Consider the following 18,648-nt stretch of genomic DNA (forward strand, 5'->3'; position numbering starts at 1 on the left):
ATAGGTATGTTGTCCGCGTCGCGACGGGCCCGATCTCACATCAGGGTGCGCACGACCTGTCCGACGTGCAGGACCCCGCGCGGGTCGTGCTCGTTCGCCAACGCACTCAGCCAGTGACGCGTGTCCTCGTCGTAGCAACGGGCGATTCGCTCGGGGTCGGCGGTGGCGGCGAAATTCGGTAGGGTGCCTCCGGTGGCCCATGGCGCCACGGCCTGTTCGACGGCGTGAGCGTGCTCGACGACCGCCTCGGCGAGGGGCGGAGCCCCCACGCCCACTACCGTCAGCGCGAACGCGGCGTCCCGATGACAGAAGGCGCTGCGATGCCGCGGCTCGCGCGCCAGCGCACCACCGAGCAGCCGAAGTTCGATCATCGTCTGCGGCGATCCGGATCCCGGTCCGGCGACTGCGAGCAGGGCCTCGACGGCCTCGTGTGACAGCGCATGGGTGAGGGCGCTGAACTCGTGAGTCGGCATCGGGTCGACTGGATCGGAGTGGATTGCCGGCAACGCCGCGTACGGCATCGGGCCGACGACGTCGATCAGCGGCGTCGCTACCGCGCGCAGCCGCGCGATCACGTCCTCTGCCTCGGGACCGTCTGCGACACTGGCGAATCGGACGGAGACAGTGAGCTTGCCTGCGAGCGGAGGCGGGATCTGCGGCAGTGGAGGAAGCCGCAGGAACGCGATCGACGTCGAGCTGTGCTCGGGCAGGTCGCGGCACCAGTCGAGCCAGGCGTGCGCAACCACCGCAGCGTCGGCACCGTCGAAATAGAGAGCACCACCGAAGATCTGGGAGATCGGCAGCAGATCGATCTCGACCGCCGTGACGATCCCCAGCGTCGCCTTGCCGCCGCGTAGGCCCCAGAACAGCTCGGCGTGCTCGTCCGGTGTGACACGCAACTGTTCACCGTCGCCGGTGACGATGTCGAACGCCCGCACGTGGTCGGAGGACAGACCGTGGGTCCGTACCAGCGGTCCGATGCCCGCACCGGTGAGGAAGCCCGCAACTCCGACGGTGGCGGAGGACCCGGTCAGCGGCGCCAGGCCGTGGGGCGTCGCCGCGTCGAGAACGTCCTGCCAGATCGCCCCGGCGCCGACGCGGGCGGTGCGGGCGCCGGGATCGACGATGCACTCGTCCAGCTGCCCGGTGTGCACCAGCAGCACGTCACCGGACACGGCCACCGCGCCGTGCCCGGTGCGCTGTACGGCGATCCGGAGACCGTGCTGCCCGGCGAACCGAACCGTGGCCGCGACGTCATCGGCGCTCCCCGCCACGACGACCGCGCGCGGGGTGACCGGGATCGCCCGGTTCCACGGCATCGCCAGCTCGTATCCAGGTTCGCCGGGAAGAGCAACCGATCCACCTAGCGTTGTCCGTAGCGACGCGATCGTCTCGTCGCTCACCGGGGTCTGGAGGTCCATCGAAACTTCCTTTCGTCGTCCACTGTCGGGGCGTGAAAAGAAGGGTGACCGGATCGTCTTGGCTGGTTCTTGTGCGTTGCGCGAGCGCGGATCCAAGGTTTTGCCAAGTCCCCGCGACCGAGCGCACCGCGATGACGGCCGGTCAGGCGAGCAGCGACCGCGCCTGTGCCGCCACCGCGTGCATTCCGCAGCGGTGTGCCTCGTCCGCGATGGTGGACAGTTCGCGAGTGCGCCCCGGTGCGTCAGGACCGAGTTGCGCACGAAGCAGCCTGCACCGCAGCAGCGTCGGCACGCCTGATGTGCGGTGCGCGATCTGCTCCGCCTGCTCCAGCAGGGCCGACGCCTGATCGGTCTGCCCCAGCATCGCGTGCAGGCGCGCCGACGCCTCGGCCACCGCGCCGATGACCCCCACCTGCCCGACGGTCGCGATCCGGTCCGCAAAGGGCGCAAGGTGCCCGAGGAACAGTTCGGCGTACTCGACCAGCGACAGGTCGGCGACGACATGGGCGAGCAGTGTCTGATGTCCGAGCGTGGTCCACACGTCCGGGCCGGGATCCTCGGCCCAGCGCGCAAGTCCATCGACCGCGGCCTGACGGTCTCCCCTGGCGGCAGCGATCGCGATGCTCCAGGCTCTCGGCTCGACGAAGCCGGGCGTCGTGTCGACCAGCTCACCCTGCGCCCATTTCAGGCTGTTCAGGGCAAGATCGTCGCTGCCCGCGGTGTACAACTCGGTCTGCAGGTGAATCTGCCGGGCCGTGTCGTATTGCTGTGCGGTCCGCTCGAAGTCGCCGCGCCACTCCGCGAGCGTGCCCTCCATCCACCTGAGCTGGACCCGAACCACGGGTAGGCGCAAGAGGTCGCAGCCGATGATTCCCTGCCGCACGTGTGCGGCAGCGGCCTCGGTGTTCGCGAGATTCATCTGCGCCATGCTCGCGACCGTGTGCGCGATGACGTCGTCGACCCGGGACTGCTGGTGTGGCAGTTCGAGGAGTTCGGTCAACAGGTCGACCGATTCCCGGCCGTGCCGCGCCACCCCGGAGAAGAGGAGTATCCGACCCAGCAGGGCATCGGCGATCACGTCCGGGTCGCCCTGGGCGCGAGCCAGTTCGAGGGCGCGGCGGCTCATGCCGTCGGGCACCGTGGAATCGGGGTGGTAGCAGCTGCCGACGGCGAGCGCGGACAAGACCCGGGCGTGCGCGATGGGATCGGACGCGACGAAGGGCTCCAGCGCCGTGAGCCGTTCGAGCAGCGGCCCGGGATCCCGGCCGTACGACACCCACGGCCATCCCCCGGCGGCACGCAGCAGGGCGGCCGCCAGTCGCCCCGCGCCCGCGGTGCGGCCTTCGCGCACCGCGTCGAGCAGGCCGGCGCCCACGACGTCGAGAACGGTCTGGCCGCGACCGGCCCGGGCGAGCGCTTCCACCCTGGCCACCAGCAGGTCGTCACGGTCGTCCGGCGATCGTTCGGACGCCGGCAGCTGATCGAAGATCTGCACCGCGATCTCCCACCAGTGCGCGGCGGTCTCCGAACTCCACCGGTCCGTCGCCTGCCGGGCCGCGGCGGTGCACGCGTCGAGCACCTCCCGTGGATCCACCAACGGCAGTGCGGCGCACAAATGTTGGGCCCGCCGACTAGGCCGGTCCGTGTCGGTGGAGTCCTTCAGGATCTCGGCGACCCGAGCATGAACGCGCTGACGCCGCAGCGCGGGCATGGCCTCGAGAACCGCGTGCCGCAGGAGACCGTGCGCGAATAGGTACCCTCGCGCGTCGGGCGCGGTCACGATGATCCGTTCATCCGCCGCCTCGTCGAGATAGTCGGCGAGGGTGTCCAGGTCGAGGCGGGACGCCGCGGAGAGCAGGTCGATCTCGATGGCGTCGCCGAGCACGGCGGCAACGCGAAGCACCTGCAACACGGCGGGTTCCACGGCCGCGAGCCGTCGGTCCAGCACCGACCGGACGGCAACCGGGATCCCGTCGCCGAGGCGCTCGTCGCGCGGCAACCGGGCGTACTCGGAGACGAACAGCGGGTTGCCCCCGGTCCGGTCGGTCAGGATCCGCGCCTCGTCCGGGCCGATTCGCTCTCCGGCCACATGGCAGGCCAGTTCCTCGACGTCGGCCGGGGACAGCGGCGAAACCGCGATCTGCCGGTTACCCTCCCCGCGCAGCACCGCATCGACAAGGGTTCCGACGGCCGCGCCGATGCCGGTGTCGCGCACGGTCAACACGAACCAGACCGGGCTGTCGCGCAGTGCCCCGACCAGATACGCCAGGCACCGCAGCGACGTCGGGTCGGCCCACTGGATGTCGTCGACGACGACGGTCAGCGCGGGGGTGTCCGCGGCCGCCGCCTCGACCACCTCCAGCACCCGGTCGTACACGGCGAACCGGGCCTCGTCGGGATCGACGCCGGTCGGCGGGACCAGCACGATGTCCGCGTCACCGCCGAGTTCGCGCACCATCCGCCGGATCGGGCACCAGGCCGGGGCGCCGTCGTCCTCCGGGCACCGCGCCCACACCGCCGTCCCACCGGCCGCGACGGTCCGTGCGGCGCATTCCTCGGCCACCCGGGTCTTGCCGATCCCGGCGGGGCCGGTGAGCGCCAGCCACCGTGTGGACCCGACGAGGACGTCGTCGAGCATCCGCTCGATCATGCGAGTTTCGCCGCGGCGACCGACGAACACGCGACCTGTTTCCACCTTGCCGACCGCGTCACCCGCCGCGGGTGCGTCGGCGTTCACGGACTGGGACACGGGAAGCGGAACCTGCTCCGCCCCGGTCCATCCCGGTGTGCGGGGCCAGGCCGCGAGACCCGGATCGTGGCGCAGGATTGCGCTCTGGAGTGCGCGCAACTCGGTCCCGGGCTCGAGCCCCAACTCGGCGTCGAGCCGATCGACGTGCGACCGGAACCACTCCAGCGCCTCCGACGACCTGCCGGCCCGGTGCAGGGCGAGCATCCGGAGCCAGCAGGTGCGGTCTCGATACGGGAATTCGCTGCACAGCTGGGCCGCCTCGACGAGCGCGGGCTGGACCCGACCCAGCGCAAGCAGGGCGGTGATCCGAGTCTCCCGGCATTCGATCCGTACCTCGTCGAAACCGGTGGCCTCCATCTGAACCCACGGTTCTTCGGCCGAGTCCTCGAGCAACGGCCCCCGGACCAACGCGAGCGCGCGGTCGGCCGTCTTCAACGCCGGTTCCCACGACCCGTCCTCCGCAAGACGCCGCGCGTCCTCGGCGTCGTCGAGGAAAGTCACCAGGTCGACCTCGTCGGCCGAGACGTCGAGGACGTAACCCGGTGGTTGCCGCACGATCGGCGAAGCGGCTCGGGTCTCGACACGGAGCACCCGGCGCAGGTTCGAGATGTAGGCCTGGATGCTGGCCATGGCACTCGCAGGCGCCTCGTCGCCCCAGAGGGCGTCGACGAGGCGGGCGGTGGACACCACCCGCCCCCGACCGAGCAGCAGAACCGCCAGGACCGCGCGTTGCTTGCGCGGCCCCAGATCGACGATCTCGTCACCGGAGTCGGTGCGGGCCACCTCGAGAGGTCCGAGCACCCGATAGATCATGCGTAAACTCCTCGTACCCACCGACTTCGGACTGCCCGAGTGTAGGTACCGAGAGTCGTCGATGTGCGAGAAATCGCTCATCGAAGTGCCGACACGACCTCGGCACCGTCAGCTCCGCGGCGCGCGGAACGTCGCGCGGGCAGTGTTGCCGCGCATACCAGCGCTCCCAGTGCCGCGATGAGCGCGGCGACCATCAGCGCGGCGTGCAGACCCGAGACGAACTCCTCCGGCGATCCCCCCGGCAGCATCGATTGCGCGGGCAGGAGGACGCCGAGACCGGCCACCCCCACCGCGATCCCGGTTTGACGGAACGCGTCGTTGATGCCGGCGGCCAACCCGACGTGGTCGGCAGTGCTCTCCCCGAGCACGAGCCCGCTCATGACCGGATTGAACACTCCGGCGCCCACCAGGGCCACGACGAAGCCGGGCAGGATGGCGTACTTCGAGCTGGACACGTCCACGACGGTCATCATCACCAGACCCGCGGCCACCAACATCAGTGAAGCGGTCAGCGTGACCGACACCGGGATTCGACCGTCAAGCTTCGCCGTCGCGCCGGCGACGACGAACATGGCGACCGTCGCGGGCAGATACACCAACCCCGCCTCGACCGGAGACAGGTGCAGGATGTTCTGCAGGTAGATCGTGGTGTACACGAACACCGCGAACAGCGACGCCGAGATCGCGAAGGCCGCGACCTGGGCACCCGCGAACGCCCGGTTCGTCAGCAACTGCGGCGGCAGCATCGGTTCGCGTGCCCGCAGTTCGTATCCGACGAATCCGATCAACGCGACGGCACCGAGGACGAGGGCGACAACCGTCGCCGGCGAGGTCCATCCGACCTCGTTGCCGCGCAACAGCCCGAAGACGACCGCGCCCAATCCGACACAGACGAGGATCTGTCCGATCACGTCGGCACCGCGCGGGTTCGGATCCCGCGATTCCGGCACCCATCTGACGGTGACGGCCAGGGTGAGCAATCCGATCGGGACGTTGATCAGGAAGATGGCCCGCCAATGGACCAGTTCGGTCAGCAGTCCGCCCACCAGCGGACCGATCGCGAACGCCCCGCCGATCGTGGCGCCGTACGCGGCCAGCGCCGTCGCGCGTGCGGGTCCCTTCTCGAACACGTCCGCGAGGAGCGCGAGTGAGCAGGCGAACAAGACGGCGGCGCCGACCCCCTGCGCGGCACGTGCGAGGTCGAGCACCCAGATGTTCGGCGCCACCGTGCAGACCAGCGAGGCGAGGGTGAACAGCACGATGCCGACTTCGAACACGTAGCGGCGCCCACGTCGGTCCGCCAACGATCCGGCACTGAGGACCACGGTCGCCAACGCCAGCGTGTAGGCGTCGACGACCCACTGCAGCCCGCTCACCCCGGTGTCGAGGTCGACGGCGATGGAGGGCAGGGCGGTATTGACCACGGCGATGTCGAGCATCAGCATCGCGGTGGTCACACAGACCACGATCAGGGTGGCGCGTCGCGTTGCGGCGCTTCTCGGAATTGTCTCGACCGGCATCGGTTGTCCTCGGTATCTCGTGGGGACGACGCGAGGGCTCTCGCGTCGTCCCCACCGTGTGCCAGCACGCTTGGCTCGCACCGGGCGAAATCCTTGGAGGCGCGGCGGCGGCGAGGGACTGGTCGACGGGCCGGCGAGAACGGGGCCGCCATAACATCTCAGCGCATGAGCTTCGACATCGTCGCCTTCGACCCCGCCGCCACGACCGACAGCGGCTTCCTCGACTGGTTCGGCGTGCAGGTCGAATGGGCCGAGGATCACGACTTCTGCGACGTCGCCGTGACCACACCCGAGCTGCGCGCGTTCTACACCGCGCTCGCCGAGGTCTTCCCACCGCTCAACGGCCCCGGCGCTCCTAGCGACGAGGAGCTCACCGCCGACCCCAGCCTCGAGGGACGTCTGACCGACTACAGCATCGGTGGGGCGATCATCTACGCAGGCTTCGGCTGGTCACAGGCAGAGCGCGCCACGGAACTGTTCTGCGCACTCGCGGCCGAACACAGGGTCGCGGTGGCGCTGGTCAGTCACGACTCGTCGATTCCCCCGATCATCCGCCCGTAGACACTTCCCGCTCCAGTCTCATACCGCTGAGACGACGAACGAGGTCAAGGTGGCCGCAAACTCGACCTCGGGCTTACCGTCCACCAGCTCGGGGAACCGGGCGAGCAGGTCGGCCACGTACGGTGCGGCGAAATGTGCGTCGCAGGCGCCCTGGTTCACGTACTGCTCGGCCACGACGAAATTCCCGTTCTCACGTCGGCCGATCGCGTACGCGACCACTCCTGCTTCGGCGCGGGTGCATTCCGCCACGTCCAGGAGTGCGGCAGCGAGGTCGTCAGCGCGGCCCGGCCGGGGGCGCAGGATTGCGGTGACCATGGTCATGGTGTCGCCTTTCATTGGGGATTGTCGGTGCCCAATCCTCGCGGCGAACGGTGGACGACTCATAGTAGAAATGCGACAGGCCCAAACCCAGGGTCGCAGCGGGGTTTCGCCCGGTGAACCGCCGGAACTCCCGGATGAAGTGGTTCTGGTCGTAGAACCCGGCGTCGAGAGCGGTTGCCAGGTAGCGCGATTCGTCGCCGAGCAACAGCGTCCGCGTGGCGTGCTGAATGCGGGTCAGCCGCTGGAACTCCTTGGGGCCCACCCCGACGGCAGCAGGAAAGCGACGCTGCAACAGTCGCACACTCAGCCCGGTTTCCGCGGCGAGGCGGTCGATTCGCACGGCTCCGCGCCGCCGGTAGACGACGTCGGCCGCGGCAAGGACCCGGCTCTCGACCGTGCTCTCGAGCCGGCGGCGACCAGCGAGGACGCGCAGGGCGCCGTCCAGGGCGCCGACGCGTGCACGCCACGTGGAGGCCGAGCAGACCGCGTCCGCCAGCCGCGAACCCTCGTGCTGCCACAGGTCTTCGGCGGACACCACCGTGTCCGTTACACCGTCGACGCCCTCTCCCAGTAGGCGCCGCAGCGCCCCCGCGCGGAACCGCACCACGAGGAAGGCCCCTCCGTCCGAGGAGGGTGTGAGCGACCAGCGGTTGCGTCGCAGGCAGACCAGGTGGGCCGCGGGCAGCCGGGCCGGCACCGCGTCCGCAACGCGGACGGAGACATGGCCACGCACGTGGATCCACAACTCGGCGCCGGTACCCGGCCAGATGTCGGGCAGCGCCGCCCCGGGTCCGGGCGTGCACCACCAGTAGCGCTCGACGTACGCACCGAGCGCGTTGCTCGGCCGCGCATGGCCGATGACGATCGGACCGGCACCGCTGACGAGCGACATGGAACCCAGCGTAGGCACTCGCCCCCGCTACCGATGGGCCTAGAAGGGCTGGCCCAGCATCGCCGCGATCAGCTGCAGCGGCATCGTGACGAATGCCGCCCCGACGAACAGCGCGGATCGCAGCGGATCACCGGCCAGGTACCCCTCGCGGATCCACCCCAAGGCATCTACTGCAGAACCCATGTGTCGCCCCTCCCATTCGTTTTCGTTTCGTCGAACCTGTCGTTCGCGGACACCGTCCCGTTACCGAACGAGCACCACAGTTGCACGAACTCCGGTGCGGACCGAGGCGCGGCCGCGACGAGAAAGACGAGGGCGTAGCCGACGACGAGGGCCAGGAGGCGCTCCTACTCGAACTCGCCCCGACCGGTCCGATGATCCAGGCGCAGCTCAGCGACGCGCTCGGCTGCGAGCCGCCCAACGTCACGCTCATGACCCGCAAACTCGAAGCCTCCGGTCACATCCGCCGCACGCCCGCGGCCACCAGAAGCCCCCGCCACCCGCAGGGTCGTCCAGACGGCGAGTAGGACGACGCCGCCCGAAGACATGAGACCGCGCGTCTCGGCTCAGCGCGGCGCCAGGTTACGTAGGGCGAGGGCCAGAATCCGTGACATGTCTTCGGCGTCACGGCCCTTCGAAGTCTCACATGATCGGTCCCCGACCAGATGATTGGACAAGGCCAGTCCGTGCAGAAGTACCCAGAGCAGTGGGCCAATGTCCCCGACATCACCGGCGATGAGAGTGTGGCTCCGCTGCGCCTCCACGACGAGTTCGTTGAAGTAGCTGTTGAAGTCGACGGCGGCGTCGACGAGCACTCGGCTCGGGTTGATCGTGTAGTCGCCACCGAACTCGAGCCGGTAGTGATTCGGGTGTTCCCAGGCGACGCGCACATAGGCGAGGCAGGCACGGAACAGCGGGGTGGAGGGTTCCGTGGTGTCCGCGGCAGCACGCTGCATCTCCGACTTCAGGAATGCCAGGTTCTCGGCCGCTACGGTGCTGAGCAGATCATCCTTGTCGCGGAAGTGACGGTACGGCGCCGTCCGCGACACGTCGGCCGCGGCGCCGACCGCCCGCAGAGTGACGTGGGCCGGTCCGCCCCGCGCCAAAAGATCACTGGCCGCGGCTATCAGGGCGCGGCGCGTGTCCCGGGTTCTCTCCTGCACATCCCGAGAATAGAAGGACGTTGACGCTGTCAACAAGCGCATGTAAGTTGACGCTGTCAACCTGACGGCAGACTTCGAACGTACTCGTCCGACACGGGGGCTCAATGACATCGACATCGCGGGCGAATCCCGCCGACCTACTCCGCACGAATATCGGCGCGTGGAATTCGCTACGCGCCGAACGTGATTCGCGGATACTCGACCTCGCCGACACCGATCTGCGAGGAGCCGATCTGGCCGGCGCAAACCTGGCGGGCGTCGACCTCACCGGCGCCGACCTGTCGGGAGCCGACCTGACCGGCGCCACCCTCGCAGGAGCGGATCTGACCTCCGCCGTGTTCGTCGGCGCCGACCTGACGAGGGCCGATCTCACCGGCGCCGTCGCTCACGACGCCGATTTCACCAGCGCGTATCTCATCCGGGCCGACCTGCGGGACGCCGACCTGACGATGAGCTACCTGACGTCGACCTTCCTCGGGCACGCGGACCTCGCCGGAGCGGACCTCTCCGGCGCGTACATGACCGGCGCTTACCTCGGTGATGCCAACCTGACCGGCGCCACCCTGGTCGGTACCTATTTGGGCAAGGCCAACCTGACCGGCGCGAACATGGCCGCTACCGTCCTGGACGGCGCCGATCTCACCGACGTCACCATGCCGGACGGCACAGTGCCCGACTGATCGGACACCGAGCGACGTTGGAGCGCAAGCAGGTTGACCACCGAACCACCCGCCCGCTCGGGCACGCGCACGGCGGCCGACGGCACTCGAAGGGGGTCTGGGAACGAAACGCAACTCACACGAACAACACCCGTCGCCTACCTCGAACACCACGATTCGTATGTGGTGGTGGGTTCCGCATTCAGGGCACACCCCGACCCCGATTGGATGCGGACCTTGCAACCGCCGAGACCGTCCGGATTCGGATCGACGATCACGAATGGAAGGTGTCGGCAAGGATCGCGCAACGCGAAGCGAAGTCCGGCCGCACCTTTCCCGTCTGCCTCCGGCGCGACCGGAGCGGATCGGCAGGTGAGAGTTCCGCTGACCAACCTGCGCGTTGCCCACGCCGGCGCTGGATTCCGGGCTCGCCCTCTCGGATGTCGCCCCACACAACTCTGCCGAGACGCTGAGGGTGGACGGAGCGCCGACCTTCGACGGCTACGCCCGTCGTTCTCGTGTGAGGTTCACGACGCCCTGGATGAGGATGCCGATCCCCATGAGTGCCACGATCCAGGTCATCACGGTCCCCACCACACCGAGATCCACCATGGTTGCGGCCACTATCGCGACCAGCGCCGTGGCGATACCGAGAGGAATCAGGATGCGTGCGGGTGGAGTCTGAGGCTCATCAGGGCTGTTCACCGGGGCAGTGTTCCACAGGCAGCCGGCCCGGTGTCGGCGACGCGCCCAATGGGCCGGCGAGCCGAGTTCCGGCAGCTGCCTACCAGTTACACATACGTGGCGTGGGTGGTCCCTCTTCAGCGCGCATCGGGCACCCCACGAGCGTCGAATCCGCGGATCCGAACTTCGTCTCAGCGACCGAGAAGACGGCCGAAGAATCCGACCCTGCCCGACACGAGCGGCGCCCACTCGAGGTTCCATAGCTCCTCGAGCGTGATCCCGGCGAGGCGGCAGACGAACTCCAGGTGCGCGTCCTCCGGGTCGTCCTCGGTCTCGAACACGGCCTCGGCATCGATTGGGGCGCCGAAGTCTTCGGCGAGCTCCCGCTCGGCGAGCACTCGGAGGCGGGGGTTGTTCCCGAACGACTGGATCACGTAGACGTCGCTCGTGCCACCGAGGGTGACGAGCACCGTGCCCGCGGGCGGTTCCGAAAGCTGCGGACGCTGCTGGAGATCGAGACCGGGATCCACGAGCAGGACGTGCGCGCCGACCTGCGCGGCCGACGGTCCGGCCGCGGTGCTGCCGCTCGCCTCGCCGAAGTCGATGGTCGATTCGGCGTCGGCCCCCAAGGCCGAGAGATCGGTATTCGGCACGAAGCCCAGCGTGAAGTTCATCGACATTCCGACAGGGTAGCGACCGGGGACCACGGTTCCTCAGATCGAGTGGCTTCCGTACGCCGCCGGGTTGGCGCGCGCTACTCGCCGTCTGCCTGACCGTCCGCGTACTGCCCGACCACGCGGTTACGCCACCGGCGGAAGTCGTCGAAGTTGCCCGCGAGCGCCTGCCGCAGGTCGGAGGCGCTGTTCACCCAGCCCACGTCCTCCGGATCCGGCACGTCTTCCGGGGCATGGTTGGCGCCGGGGACGAGATAGGTCGGGTTGCCCTGCGGATTGGCGATGAGGAACCCACCCGCGACACACAGCTCGTAGATGAACGTCGTCTCCTCGTCCGACAGCGAGGCGTGATCGATCCCACCGCTCACCGGCGCCTCCTGATCGAGCGGGTCGAGGTGTAGGTCGGTCCAATGACCGTCGAACGCGAGGGCCTGCCCGTCCGCATCGACGAGAAGCGAACCCTGGCCGTCGCTGTCCGCCGCGCGCAGGCCCCGCGACTCCAGAAAGACAGCGACGGCATCACGATCCGCGTCGCGCTGCTCGTCTCCCTGGACGCGCACGAAGATCAGCGAGAATCCCATGCCCGGAATACTGTGCCTACTCGCGTCCCCGCGCAAGGAAGACGCCGTCGGCCGCCGAGCTCGACCGAGGCTACGCGGACAATGTCGGCGGTCGCCGATTGCCCTCCGCGAGGACCGCCTCGGCGCCGAAGTCCCCCATCGCCAGATGGCCGGTACTCTCGGCGACCATCGAGCTCCTGCGAATGGGCGGGCAACGGATTCGACACAGCGCCGGTGGCGCGCTTCCTCCCCTCAGGAGCATGTGGAATCTTGCTCGAGGTCGTGAGTGCCACATAGCCTCTCGGGATGGTGCACAGTGCCGCGAAGGATGTAGACGGTTACATGACCGAGGTGCCCGATGAGCGTAGAGCTGCACTGGCCGAGGTGCGGCAGCTGTGCCGCCAGGAGCTCACGGGCTTCACCGAGATCATGGCCTACGGCATGCCTGCCTATGAGCGGGACGGTGTCGCGGAGATCGCCTTCGCCAGCCAGAAGCAGTACATCTCCTTCTATTTGATGCGCCCTGATGTGCGTGACGCGTTCGCCGAACGGCTGGCGGGACACAACATGGGCAAGGGGTGTCTGCGGTTCCGCGGGCCTCAGGGCATCGACTTCGATCTGCTACGTGATCTGTTGCGAGCAACTGCGGCACGGCCCGGGGCGGCCTGCTGATGCGTGTCGGACCGCAACCGGAGTCGACGATCTGCCTGCGTTGAACGATGGCGACGGGCGACGCCGCGGGGCGTGGAGCTCGTCGCCGTGCGGGATGCCAACCGATTACGCGGCCAGACTGGGCCCGTGCACAAGAAACAATAGGATGCGACACGGCCCGGATCCGCCGGGCGAGGCGAAGGGCGAAACGCATGGGAGCATGGGCAAGCGCGCCGTGGCACAACGATGCGGCGGCCGACTGGTTCGGAGACGTCTTCGCGGGTATCGACATCGATGCGCGCATCGGCGAGGCCTTCGAACACGACGACGATTACGATCGGGTGCGCGCCGCGTGCTACCTGCTCGCTGTGCTCGGGCACAGCATGGTGTGGCCCGGCGATCTCGAGCGCCTCGACGGTCACCTCGAACGGGGGGTCGAGCTGCTCACCGAGATGATCGAGCCGGAGTCGGAGTTCCGTGAGCTCTGGGAAGACGACGCCGAGGTCATCGAGTCCGTTCGCGCGGAGATCGCGGAACTCGAGGCCCGCCTCGATGGCGAGGGCGACGAAGACGAAGACGAAGACGACTAGCAGCCTGGGTGGAGAATCGCTGCGTGCGGACCCGACGGAACTCGACCAGGCGCTCCGCCTTCGCCGAGCCGACGGAAGCGCCGGGTTCGAGTTGTGGACTACCGCCGATGACTACCCGTACCTCGCACTGAGCGCGTGCGTCGACCGCCGGTACGTGCACTCGGTCGAGCTCTAGTCGGAGCCTGTTGATGCGTGGTCGCCGGGGCGGGCTACGACGCGATGCGTTCCGGGCCGCGCACCTGGTACCCGGCTGCCTCGAACTCACCCTCGACGGTCGGCCGCATCCCCGGTGCAGCAGTCGAGTTGATGAGGGCGACCCAGTCGCCGTCGTCGTCCACGACGAGGCTGCCGTCCTCGCGAGCCGCGAACACATCCACGAGAACACCGAGGGGTGCCACCATGACCGCACCGTACTCGTGGGCCACACCGTCGCCCCCGAGGATCGGCGGATCGAGCCGGTACAAGCCCGTATCCGACGCCGTATCGACCGCGACAGCGGTCGAGGTCAGCATTGCGATGCCCATGACGGCCTCCTGAGGCGTGTGGACGAGGCGCGTTCCCCGTCCTGAATGCATCCAACACTACGGCCGAATCGAACGAAAGTTACAGTAGTAGAACGTGTTACAACTCGCGGACGGTGGACTGTATCGGCCATCGGCGCCGGGCAGACGCGCCGAGATCCCGGGTCCAAGGCCGACGTGTGCCGCTGCTCGCGAACCGATTCGTGTTCGCGCGCAGCGACATCTGCCGACAACGGGACAGGCGGTCAGGCGGTCGCGGCCACTCGCAGCGACGGACGCCGATCGATCACTCTCTTCGCCTTCGGAACGGCGCGCTCCAGCGTTTCCGGATCCAGGATCTCGACCGTGAAGTTGATGTTCGTGTCGTTCTCGAGCCGCGCGCGGACGGCGGCCGCAAGATCCTTCTTGAATGCCGGCACGTCGTGCGGCTCGATCGTCGGGTCGTATTCGACCTGCACGTGCACCGAATCCATCGTTCCCTCACGGTCCGCGATGATCACGAACTCCACGCCCGTGCCCGGCACGGAGAGCAACGACCGCTGGACTTGGCTCGGATACACGTTGGCGCCGCGGACGATCAGCATGTCGTCGAGCCGAGGACCTCGTCGAGGCTGTCGGCAGGGCCGCACGCACCGGCGGGTGCGGGCCGGTCCGCCGACTGCGCCGAGAACTCGTCCGGGAGGCGGAGCTGATGTTCGCGCGAAGGCTGCGGGACCGACCTCTCGACGAGGCGTGCACGGCGGTGTTCACCGGGGCGCGCGAATTCGACGACGTGGTAGCCGAATTGGCGCGATCCTGAACCGGGTGGCTCGGCGGGACGGACGGCGCGCGTGACGCGTCAACGGGGCGCCAGCCGGGCGCATGCTCGGCGCAGCATCGACTGCACGACCACCGGATGGACGACGCTGACTGGTGCGAAATAAACGCGCCCGCGCCAGCCCTTCAGCCGCACGACCGTCGTCACGCGGACGAGTCGGGCGTCGGTGTCGACCCCGACGCCGGCGCGGAAGTCGAGGTGCCGGTCGTCGACGGAGATCAATGCCTCACCGTCCTGCACACGCGAGACGGCGAAGACGTCGCGGCCGCCGCGTGGGACACCGATCAGCGGAACCAGCAACTGCCGCAACGCAAACGCGAGCCGGATCCATGCCGGGCTCGAGCCGACGGCGAACACCGTTTCGGCCCACACCCGGGGATCGTCGGTGGCGCCCGGTGGCATGGGCGCCGCGACGACATCGACGAAGTCCGGGCGGGGAACGTCCTCGAGGGCGAGGGACCAGAAGGCGGGACGCGGCATGCCGTCATCCTCTCCCCTTCGCCGAGCCTCGTTCAACACAAAGTGGTCTTGATCTCTACGAGTGCCGGCGCGATACGGCGCCGCCCTCGACAGGGCGTGGCGTCGTCGCCCAGGATGGGCGCCAGGTCGTCGCCGGGAGCGGTGTCAGCGTTCCGAAGTGGTCGATGATCGCGCGCAGTGCGGGGTGTGGATCGGTACTGGGGAAGATGAGCGAGAGGGGGTACGCGAGCGTCGGATTCACGATCGGTATGCGGCGCAGGTCGTAGGTGGCCGGCCAGATGTACCGATCGCGCGCGGCGACGAGGGTCGCCACGTCGGCCGAGTCCGCGAGGGTGTCGAGAAGCACTTCGTTTCCGAAGTTCGGGCCTGCGGCGTCGACGCGGAGGTTGAACTCGGTCGCGAGCTGATCGTAGAACTCTGCCCATTCGCTGCGGGGCGCGATACCCGGCACCCAGATCCGATGCCCGCGCAACTGCGGTGGCGTCAGCGTTCGGGCGGACGCGAGCGGATGTCGGGGACCGACCAGGAATTCCAGCGGGGAATCGAACGCGTGGATCATCTGCACGTCGCGCGGCAGCGTTGCCGGGTCTGTCACCGTGCGGAACGAGGCGTCGATCTCGCCTGCTTCGACCGCGGCGACCACCGCGCGCGGGTCGTCGACCTTGAGTGTCACCACGTCCAGCGCGATCTCGGGGTGCGCCCGCCAATAGTCGTGGAGGACCACGGCCTGCGCGGACCGCAAGCCGAGGACGTCGATCCGCAGAGCCCGCGAGCCCGGCCTGACCGCATCGACGGCGCGGTCGACACCCCGGACGATGCTGCGGGCGTGAGGGAGGAACGCCTGGCCGTCGAGCGTCAGCTCGACCCCGCGGGCGGTACGGACGAACAGACGGACCTCGAGCTCGCGCTCCAGGGCGGCGATCCGCTTGGAGACTGCCTGTTGCGTCACACCCAGCTCGTTGGCCGCGTGCTGCAGTTGCCCGAGCTCGGCCGCCCGGACGAAGGAACGCACTGCCTCGGTATCCATCGGCACAGCCTATGCGTGCACAACTGATCGTTGTGGCACGCCGGGACCGCGTTGTTTGATCCGGTCTCGGTTCCGCTGTTGTGATTCACCGACCCGACCATCGGTTGTAGCGAAGGAGCCCTATGCGCGTGCAGTTGGGACGCAGCTTCGGCCGGCTGTGGTGGTCGTACGCCGTGAGCACATACGGCACGTGGATCGCCTTCGGAGCCTTCCCGCTCGTCGCGGTGCAAGTGCTTCACTCACCGACATTTGCCGTCTCGCTTCTCGAGGCGGCCGGGCTGATCGTCGCTGCGCTCGTTGCGTTCCCGCTCGGGCCGTGGGTGGAGCACCGGGCCAAACGACCGGTAATGATCGCGATGGATCTGACCCGGTTCCTCGCGATGGCCAGTGTTCCGATCGCGTACCTCCTCGGTGTGCTGACCTACGGGCAACTTCTGGTCGTCTCGGTCGTCTCCGGAACCTCGAGCATCGTCTTCGCCGCCGCCTCCGGCGCCTACCTCAAACACCTCGTCCGCAGCGATCACCTCCTGGTCGCGAACGGCAGATTCGAAGGCACCAGTTGGGTGGCCACCGCGGCAGGGCCACCGTTGGGCGGCGCACTCATCGGGCTGCTCGGCCCGGCCATCACTGTCATGGTGGACGCCCTCAGCTTTCTTCTGTCCGCACTCGCGATCCTCCGTATCCGTGGAGGCGATGTGGCAACACCCCGCAACGCGGCGACCAGGTCGCGCGCCGACGACCTTCTGGCCGGCTGGCGAATCATCCTCCACGACCGCGTCCTGCGGCGTCTGTTCCTCAATACCGTGACGGTCAGCGGTCTGATCATGGCGACCGGTCCGCTGCTGGCCGTTCTGCTGATAGACCGGTACCACTACCCCGCCTGGCAATAGGGGCTCGCCTTCGGCATCCCGGCGCTCGGCGGCTTCGTGGGCTCCCGCCTCTCCCCGCGCCTCGTCGCTCGCTACGGTCGCCACCGCGTCATGATCGTCTCCGGCTGGCTGCGCTCGGTCTTCCCGCTCGGTCTCGCCTTCACCCGACCCGGCATCGCCGGGCTCGTGACCGTGATCGTCGTCGAGGGCCTGCTGATCACCTGCATGGGCATCTTCAACCCCATCAACGCGACCGAACGCCTGCAGCGCAGTCCCACCGCTCATGCGGCCCGAGTTCTCAGCACATGGAGCGTCGGCAGCAAACTCCTGCAGGCCGCCCTGATGGTGGCCTGGGGCATCCTCGCCACCCTCACCGACCCGCTCGCCGCGATCACCACCTCCGGCGTTCTCCTGCTCGCTACCCCGCTGCTGCTGCCCCGGCTCAGAACCACACCCCGATCTCGGCGAGCCTCGCCCGCAGCCGCTCGAGGTGACCGCCCGGCCAGTACACCTGGCCGCAGTCGTTGCAGCGACTGAACCGACGCTGTTCGCGCAGCACACCTCCGGGGACCCTGCCCCGCGCGACCGCGGGTGTCGCCGGGCCGATGCGACCGTTGCAGCGGGCGCACCGCGTGAGTGGCGCGATGCGCCCCTGCAGGCGGTACCGGTCCAGAACCTCCCGCAACTGGAGTCGCGAATCGGTCTCGTGCAGGAAGCCTCCGTGGACGAGCGCCGCCCGCTCGAGCAGTCCGACGTCGCGCGTGAGCAGGATGCGATTCTCGTTGCGCGACAACCCGAGCAGCTCGTCGTCCGAACGATCGTTCGCGTACGAGCTGTCGAATCCGAGCAGCCGGAGATAGCGGGCGAGGCGGCCCAGGTGGACATCGAGGACGAAGCGCGGTTCCGGCAGCGGCGGGCGCAGCGGCGTGACGTCACCGAGCCCGAGCCCGTGGAACGTCGGGTACACCGCGACCCGTTCCCCGCCGGACACGTGGTGGTCGAACCCGACCGGGTCCCCATCGACGAGGATCAGATCGACCTCGGTGTGTGGCACCCCGAGGGATTCGATCCGATCCTTGACCGACGGTGTGCCCTCGAAGTCGTGGACAAAGGTGCGCTTGCGTTGCGGAGGCGACAGAAAGTCGTTCAGCTCCTCGTAGAAGCGGAACTCGCACCGATGTGCAGTCATCTCCAGGTCACCACCGAACGCCGGCCGATCCGGTCCGATCGTCCACCTACCGGCAGCAGGTCAATTCCGACTCCCCGAACCGTATGGGCGCGTGATGATCTCCAGGTTGTGTCCCGCCGGGTCGTGGAAGTAGACGCCGCGCCCGCCGTCGTTCCGGTTGATCTCGCCCGGCCGTGTCTTGTGCGGATCGGCCCAATGGTCCATGCCTCGTTCGAGGATGCGACCGTAGATGCCGTCGAAGTCCTCCTCGCCGACCAGGAAGGCGTAGTGCTGCGGCAGCACGTCGATCGGTGGATCGGCGAAGTCCAGCGTCACGCCGTTGTCGAGTTGGACGGCCAGGAACGGACCCGCCGCCACGGCGTCGGGCAGGGCGAACAGTGAGGTGAAGAACGACGCGGAAACCTGCTTGTCCCGCGAGAACACGATGGTGTGGTTGAACGAAACGGTCATCGAAGACCCCTTGCGCTTCGACGCCTCCATGCCTGAC

Annotated in this window: 23 protein-coding genes; 7 read left to right on the top strand and 16 right to left on the bottom strand. The window is 68.4% G+C overall.

What is annotated here, in order from left to right:
* Window positions 1-35: 35 nt before the first annotated feature.
* The 3 genes from ABTV10_RS14160 to ABTV10_RS14170 all read right to left on the bottom strand — a co-directional run bounded on the left by ABTV10_RS14160 (window position 36) and on the right by ABTV10_RS14170 (window position 6,503).
* On the bottom strand, window positions 36-1,421 hold the full coding sequence (locus ABTV10_RS14160) for an FAD-binding oxidoreductase (protein WP_499027865.1): 1,386 nt from the start codon (window positions 1,419-1,421) through the stop codon (window positions 36-38).
* 142 nt (window positions 1,422-1,563) lie between these two features.
* Complete coding sequence (locus ABTV10_RS14165) at window positions 1,564-4,983, bottom strand: ATP-binding protein (RefSeq protein ID WP_499027867.1); 3,420 nt, start codon at window positions 4,981-4,983, stop codon at window positions 1,564-1,566.
* Between the two features lie 77 nt (window positions 4,984-5,060).
* A complete protein-coding gene (locus tag ABTV10_RS14170) occupies window positions 5,061-6,503 on the bottom strand; it encodes a DHA2 family efflux MFS transporter permease subunit (RefSeq protein WP_499027869.1) in 1,443 nt (480 codons plus the stop codon).
* Window positions 6,504-6,668: 165 nt separating this feature from the next.
* Here ABTV10_RS14170 and ABTV10_RS14175 point away from each other — a divergent pair, with 165 nt between their 5' ends.
* Window positions 6,669-7,064, top strand: a complete 396-nt coding sequence (locus ABTV10_RS14175; protein WP_499027871.1) for a hypothetical protein — start codon at window positions 6,669-6,671, stop codon at window positions 7,062-7,064.
* An 18-nt stretch (window positions 7,065-7,082) separates the two neighbouring features.
* Here the strand turns inward: ABTV10_RS14175 and ABTV10_RS14180 are convergent, their stop codons facing one another.
* The 3 genes from ABTV10_RS14180 to ABTV10_RS14190 are packed head-to-tail and all read right to left on the bottom strand — an operon-like array spanning window position 7,083 to window position 8,460.
* Window positions 7,083-7,385, bottom strand: coding sequence for a putative quinol monooxygenase (locus ABTV10_RS14180; RefSeq protein WP_499027873.1), 303 nt, complete (start codon window positions 7,383-7,385; stop codon window positions 7,083-7,085).
* Entirely contained in the window at window positions 7,339-8,277 is a 939-nt protein-coding gene (locus tag ABTV10_RS14185) for a helix-turn-helix transcriptional regulator (RefSeq protein WP_499027874.1), read from the bottom strand. Before ABTV10_RS14185 ends, ABTV10_RS14180 begins: the two co-directional genes overlap by 47 nt.
* A gap of 39 nt (window positions 8,278-8,316) precedes the next feature.
* On the bottom strand, window positions 8,317-8,460 hold the full coding sequence (locus ABTV10_RS14190) for a hypothetical protein (RefSeq protein ID WP_433604690.1): 144 nt from the start codon (window positions 8,458-8,460) through the stop codon (window positions 8,317-8,319).
* 80 nt (window positions 8,461-8,540) lie between these two features.
* On the opposite strand from ABTV10_RS14190, the gene ABTV10_RS14195 reads away from it, so the two are divergent.
* Window positions 8,541-8,804, top strand: a complete 264-nt coding sequence (locus tag ABTV10_RS14195; RefSeq protein WP_499027876.1) for a MarR family transcriptional regulator — start codon at window positions 8,541-8,543, stop codon at window positions 8,802-8,804.
* Window positions 8,805-8,843: 39 nt separating this feature from the next.
* On the opposite strand, the gene ABTV10_RS14200 is transcribed toward ABTV10_RS14195, so the two are convergent.
* Window positions 8,844-9,440 carry a TetR/AcrR family transcriptional regulator gene (locus ABTV10_RS14200; RefSeq protein ID WP_499027878.1) on the bottom strand — a complete coding sequence of 199 codons (597 nt, stop codon included), beginning with the start codon at window positions 9,438-9,440 and terminating at the stop codon, window positions 8,844-8,846.
* Between the two features lie 104 nt (window positions 9,441-9,544).
* Between ABTV10_RS14200 and ABTV10_RS14205 the strand changes: the two genes are divergently transcribed.
* Entirely contained in the window at window positions 9,545-10,120 is a 576-nt protein-coding gene (locus tag ABTV10_RS14205; RefSeq protein WP_499027879.1) for a pentapeptide repeat-containing protein, read from the top strand.
* A gap of 480 nt (window positions 10,121-10,600) precedes the next feature.
* Here the strand turns inward: ABTV10_RS14205 and ABTV10_RS14210 are convergent, their stop codons facing one another.
* The 3 genes from ABTV10_RS14210 to ABTV10_RS14220 all read right to left on the bottom strand — a co-directional run bounded on the left by ABTV10_RS14210 (window position 10,601) and on the right by ABTV10_RS14220 (window position 12,038).
* Entirely contained in the window at window positions 10,601-10,804 is a 204-nt protein-coding gene (locus ABTV10_RS14210) for a hypothetical protein (RefSeq protein ID WP_499027881.1), read from the bottom strand.
* 170 nt (window positions 10,805-10,974) lie between these two features.
* A complete protein-coding gene (locus ABTV10_RS14215; RefSeq protein WP_499027882.1) occupies window positions 10,975-11,463 on the bottom strand; it encodes a hypothetical protein in 489 nt (162 codons plus the stop codon).
* A 74-nt stretch (window positions 11,464-11,537) separates the two neighbouring features.
* On the bottom strand, window positions 11,538-12,038 hold the full coding sequence (locus ABTV10_RS14220; RefSeq protein WP_499027884.1) for a hypothetical protein: 501 nt from the start codon (window positions 12,036-12,038) through the stop codon (window positions 11,538-11,540).
* 321 nt (window positions 12,039-12,359) lie between these two features.
* Here ABTV10_RS14220 and ABTV10_RS14225 point away from each other — a divergent pair, with 321 nt between their 5' ends.
* The gene (locus tag ABTV10_RS14225) at window positions 12,360-12,689 is read left to right on the top strand and encodes a DUF1801 domain-containing protein (RefSeq protein ID WP_499027886.1); all 330 of its coding nucleotides are present in this window, start codon (window positions 12,360-12,362) and stop codon (window positions 12,687-12,689) included.
* Between the two features lie 191 nt (window positions 12,690-12,880).
* Window positions 12,881-13,258, top strand: a complete 378-nt coding sequence (locus tag ABTV10_RS14230) for a hypothetical protein (protein ID WP_499027888.1) — start codon at window positions 12,881-12,883, stop codon at window positions 13,256-13,258.
* A 209-nt stretch (window positions 13,259-13,467) separates the two neighbouring features.
* Here the strand turns inward: ABTV10_RS14230 and ABTV10_RS14235 are convergent, their stop codons facing one another.
* The 4 genes from ABTV10_RS14235 to ABTV10_RS14250 form a co-directional block, all read right to left on the bottom strand.
* Window positions 13,468-13,782 (bottom strand): hypothetical protein, encoded by a 315-nt coding sequence (locus ABTV10_RS14235; RefSeq protein ID WP_499027890.1) that lies wholly within the window; start codon window positions 13,780-13,782, stop codon window positions 13,468-13,470.
* A 242-nt stretch (window positions 13,783-14,024) separates the two neighbouring features.
* Window positions 14,025-14,363: a hypothetical protein gene (locus tag ABTV10_RS14240; protein WP_499027892.1), complete on the bottom strand. Its 339-nt coding sequence runs from the start codon at window positions 14,361-14,363 to the stop codon at window positions 14,025-14,027.
* 254 nt (window positions 14,364-14,617) lie between these two features.
* Window positions 14,618-15,076 (bottom strand): DUF2867 domain-containing protein, encoded by a 459-nt coding sequence (locus ABTV10_RS14245; RefSeq protein WP_499027895.1) that lies wholly within the window; start codon window positions 15,074-15,076, stop codon window positions 14,618-14,620.
* A 55-nt stretch (window positions 15,077-15,131) separates the two neighbouring features.
* Window positions 15,132-16,103, bottom strand: coding sequence for a LysR family transcriptional regulator (locus tag ABTV10_RS14250; protein WP_499027897.1), 972 nt, complete (start codon window positions 16,101-16,103; stop codon window positions 15,132-15,134).
* A gap of 122 nt (window positions 16,104-16,225) precedes the next feature.
* On the opposite strand from ABTV10_RS14250, the gene ABTV10_RS14255 reads away from it, so the two are divergent.
* Together ABTV10_RS14255 and ABTV10_RS14260 are read left to right on the top strand one after the other, a co-directional pair.
* On the top strand, window positions 16,226-16,993 hold the full coding sequence (locus ABTV10_RS14255; protein ID WP_499027899.1) for an MFS transporter: 768 nt from the start codon (window positions 16,226-16,228) through the stop codon (window positions 16,991-16,993).
* 36 nt (window positions 16,994-17,029) lie between these two features.
* The gene (locus ABTV10_RS14260; RefSeq protein ID WP_499027901.1) at window positions 17,030-17,509 is read left to right on the top strand and encodes a hypothetical protein; all 480 of its coding nucleotides are present in this window, start codon (window positions 17,030-17,032) and stop codon (window positions 17,507-17,509) included.
* Here ABTV10_RS14260 and ABTV10_RS14265 read toward each other — a convergent pair.
* Together ABTV10_RS14265 and ABTV10_RS14270 are read right to left on the bottom strand one after the other, a co-directional pair.
* Window positions 17,415-18,161, bottom strand: coding sequence for a Mut7-C RNAse domain-containing protein (locus tag ABTV10_RS14265; protein WP_499027904.1), 747 nt, complete (start codon window positions 18,159-18,161; stop codon window positions 17,415-17,417). The genes ABTV10_RS14260 and ABTV10_RS14265 overlap by 95 nt on opposite strands.
* 60 nt (window positions 18,162-18,221) lie before the next feature.
* A complete protein-coding gene (locus tag ABTV10_RS14270) occupies window positions 18,222-18,611 on the bottom strand; it encodes a VOC family protein (protein ID WP_499027908.1) in 390 nt (129 codons plus the stop codon).
* Window positions 18,612-18,648 lie beyond the last annotated feature (37 nt).

Origin of the sequence: Paraburkholderia sp. RHO2 (assembly GCF_050955445.1) — a bacterium.
GTDB lineage: Bacteria > Actinomycetota > Actinomycetes > Mycobacteriales > Mycobacteriaceae > Prescottella > Prescottella agglutinans_A.

Excerpts from the sequence above, each read along its gene's own strand:
- ABTV10_RS14270 (WP_499027908.1), bottom strand. The coding sequence starts at position 18,611 with ATGACCGTTTCGTTCAACCACACCATCGTGTTCTCGCGGGACAAGCAG.
- ABTV10_RS14180 (WP_499027873.1), bottom strand. The coding sequence starts at position 7,385 with ATGACCATGGTCACCGCAATCCTGCGCCCCCGGCCGGGCCGCGCTGAC.
- ABTV10_RS14220 (WP_499027884.1), bottom strand. The coding sequence starts at position 12,038 with ATGGGATTCTCGCTGATCTTCGTGCGCGTCCAGGGAGACGAGCAGCGC.
- ABTV10_RS14160 (WP_499027865.1), bottom strand. The coding sequence starts at position 1,421 with ATGGACCTCCAGACCCCGGTGAGCGACGAGACGATCGCGTCGCTACGG.
- ABTV10_RS14265 (WP_499027904.1), bottom strand. The coding sequence starts at position 18,161 with ATGACTGCACATCGGTGCGAGTTCCGCTTCTACGAGGAGCTGAACGAC.
- ABTV10_RS14245 (WP_499027895.1), bottom strand. The coding sequence starts at position 15,076 with ATGCCGCGTCCCGCCTTCTGGTCCCTCGCCCTCGAGGACGTTCCCCGC.
- ABTV10_RS14240 (WP_499027892.1), bottom strand. The coding sequence starts at position 14,363 with ATGCTGATCGTCCGCGGCGCCAACGTGTATCCGAGCCAAGTCCAGCGG.
- ABTV10_RS14185 (WP_499027874.1), bottom strand. The coding sequence starts at position 8,277 with ATGTCGCTCGTCAGCGGTGCCGGTCCGATCGTCATCGGCCATGCGCGG.
- ABTV10_RS14230 (WP_499027888.1), top strand. The coding sequence starts at position 12,881 with ATGGGAGCATGGGCAAGCGCGCCGTGGCACAACGATGCGGCGGCCGAC.
- ABTV10_RS14205 (WP_499027879.1), top strand. The coding sequence starts at position 9,545 with ATGACATCGACATCGCGGGCGAATCCCGCCGACCTACTCCGCACGAAT.
- ABTV10_RS14235 (WP_499027890.1), bottom strand. The coding sequence starts at position 13,782 with ATGGGCATCGCAATGCTGACCTCGACCGCTGTCGCGGTCGATACGGCG.
- ABTV10_RS14165 (WP_499027867.1), bottom strand. The coding sequence starts at position 4,983 with ATGATCTATCGGGTGCTCGGACCTCTCGAGGTGGCCCGCACCGACTCC.
- ABTV10_RS14225 (WP_499027886.1), top strand. The coding sequence starts at position 12,360 with ATGACCGAGGTGCCCGATGAGCGTAGAGCTGCACTGGCCGAGGTGCGG.
- ABTV10_RS14255 (WP_499027899.1), top strand. The coding sequence starts at position 16,226 with ATGCGCGTGCAGTTGGGACGCAGCTTCGGCCGGCTGTGGTGGTCGTAC.
- ABTV10_RS14250 (WP_499027897.1), bottom strand. The coding sequence starts at position 16,103 with ATGGATACCGAGGCAGTGCGTTCCTTCGTCCGGGCGGCCGAGCTCGGG.
- ABTV10_RS14170 (WP_499027869.1), bottom strand. The coding sequence starts at position 6,503 with ATGCCGGTCGAGACAATTCCGAGAAGCGCCGCAACGCGACGCGCCACC.
- ABTV10_RS14175 (WP_499027871.1), top strand. The coding sequence starts at position 6,669 with ATGAGCTTCGACATCGTCGCCTTCGACCCCGCCGCCACGACCGACAGC.
- ABTV10_RS14215 (WP_499027882.1), bottom strand. The coding sequence starts at position 11,463 with ATGTCGATGAACTTCACGCTGGGCTTCGTGCCGAATACCGATCTCTCG.
- ABTV10_RS14190 (WP_433604690.1), bottom strand. The coding sequence starts at position 8,460 with ATGGGTTCTGCAGTAGATGCCTTGGGGTGGATCCGCGAGGGGTACCTG.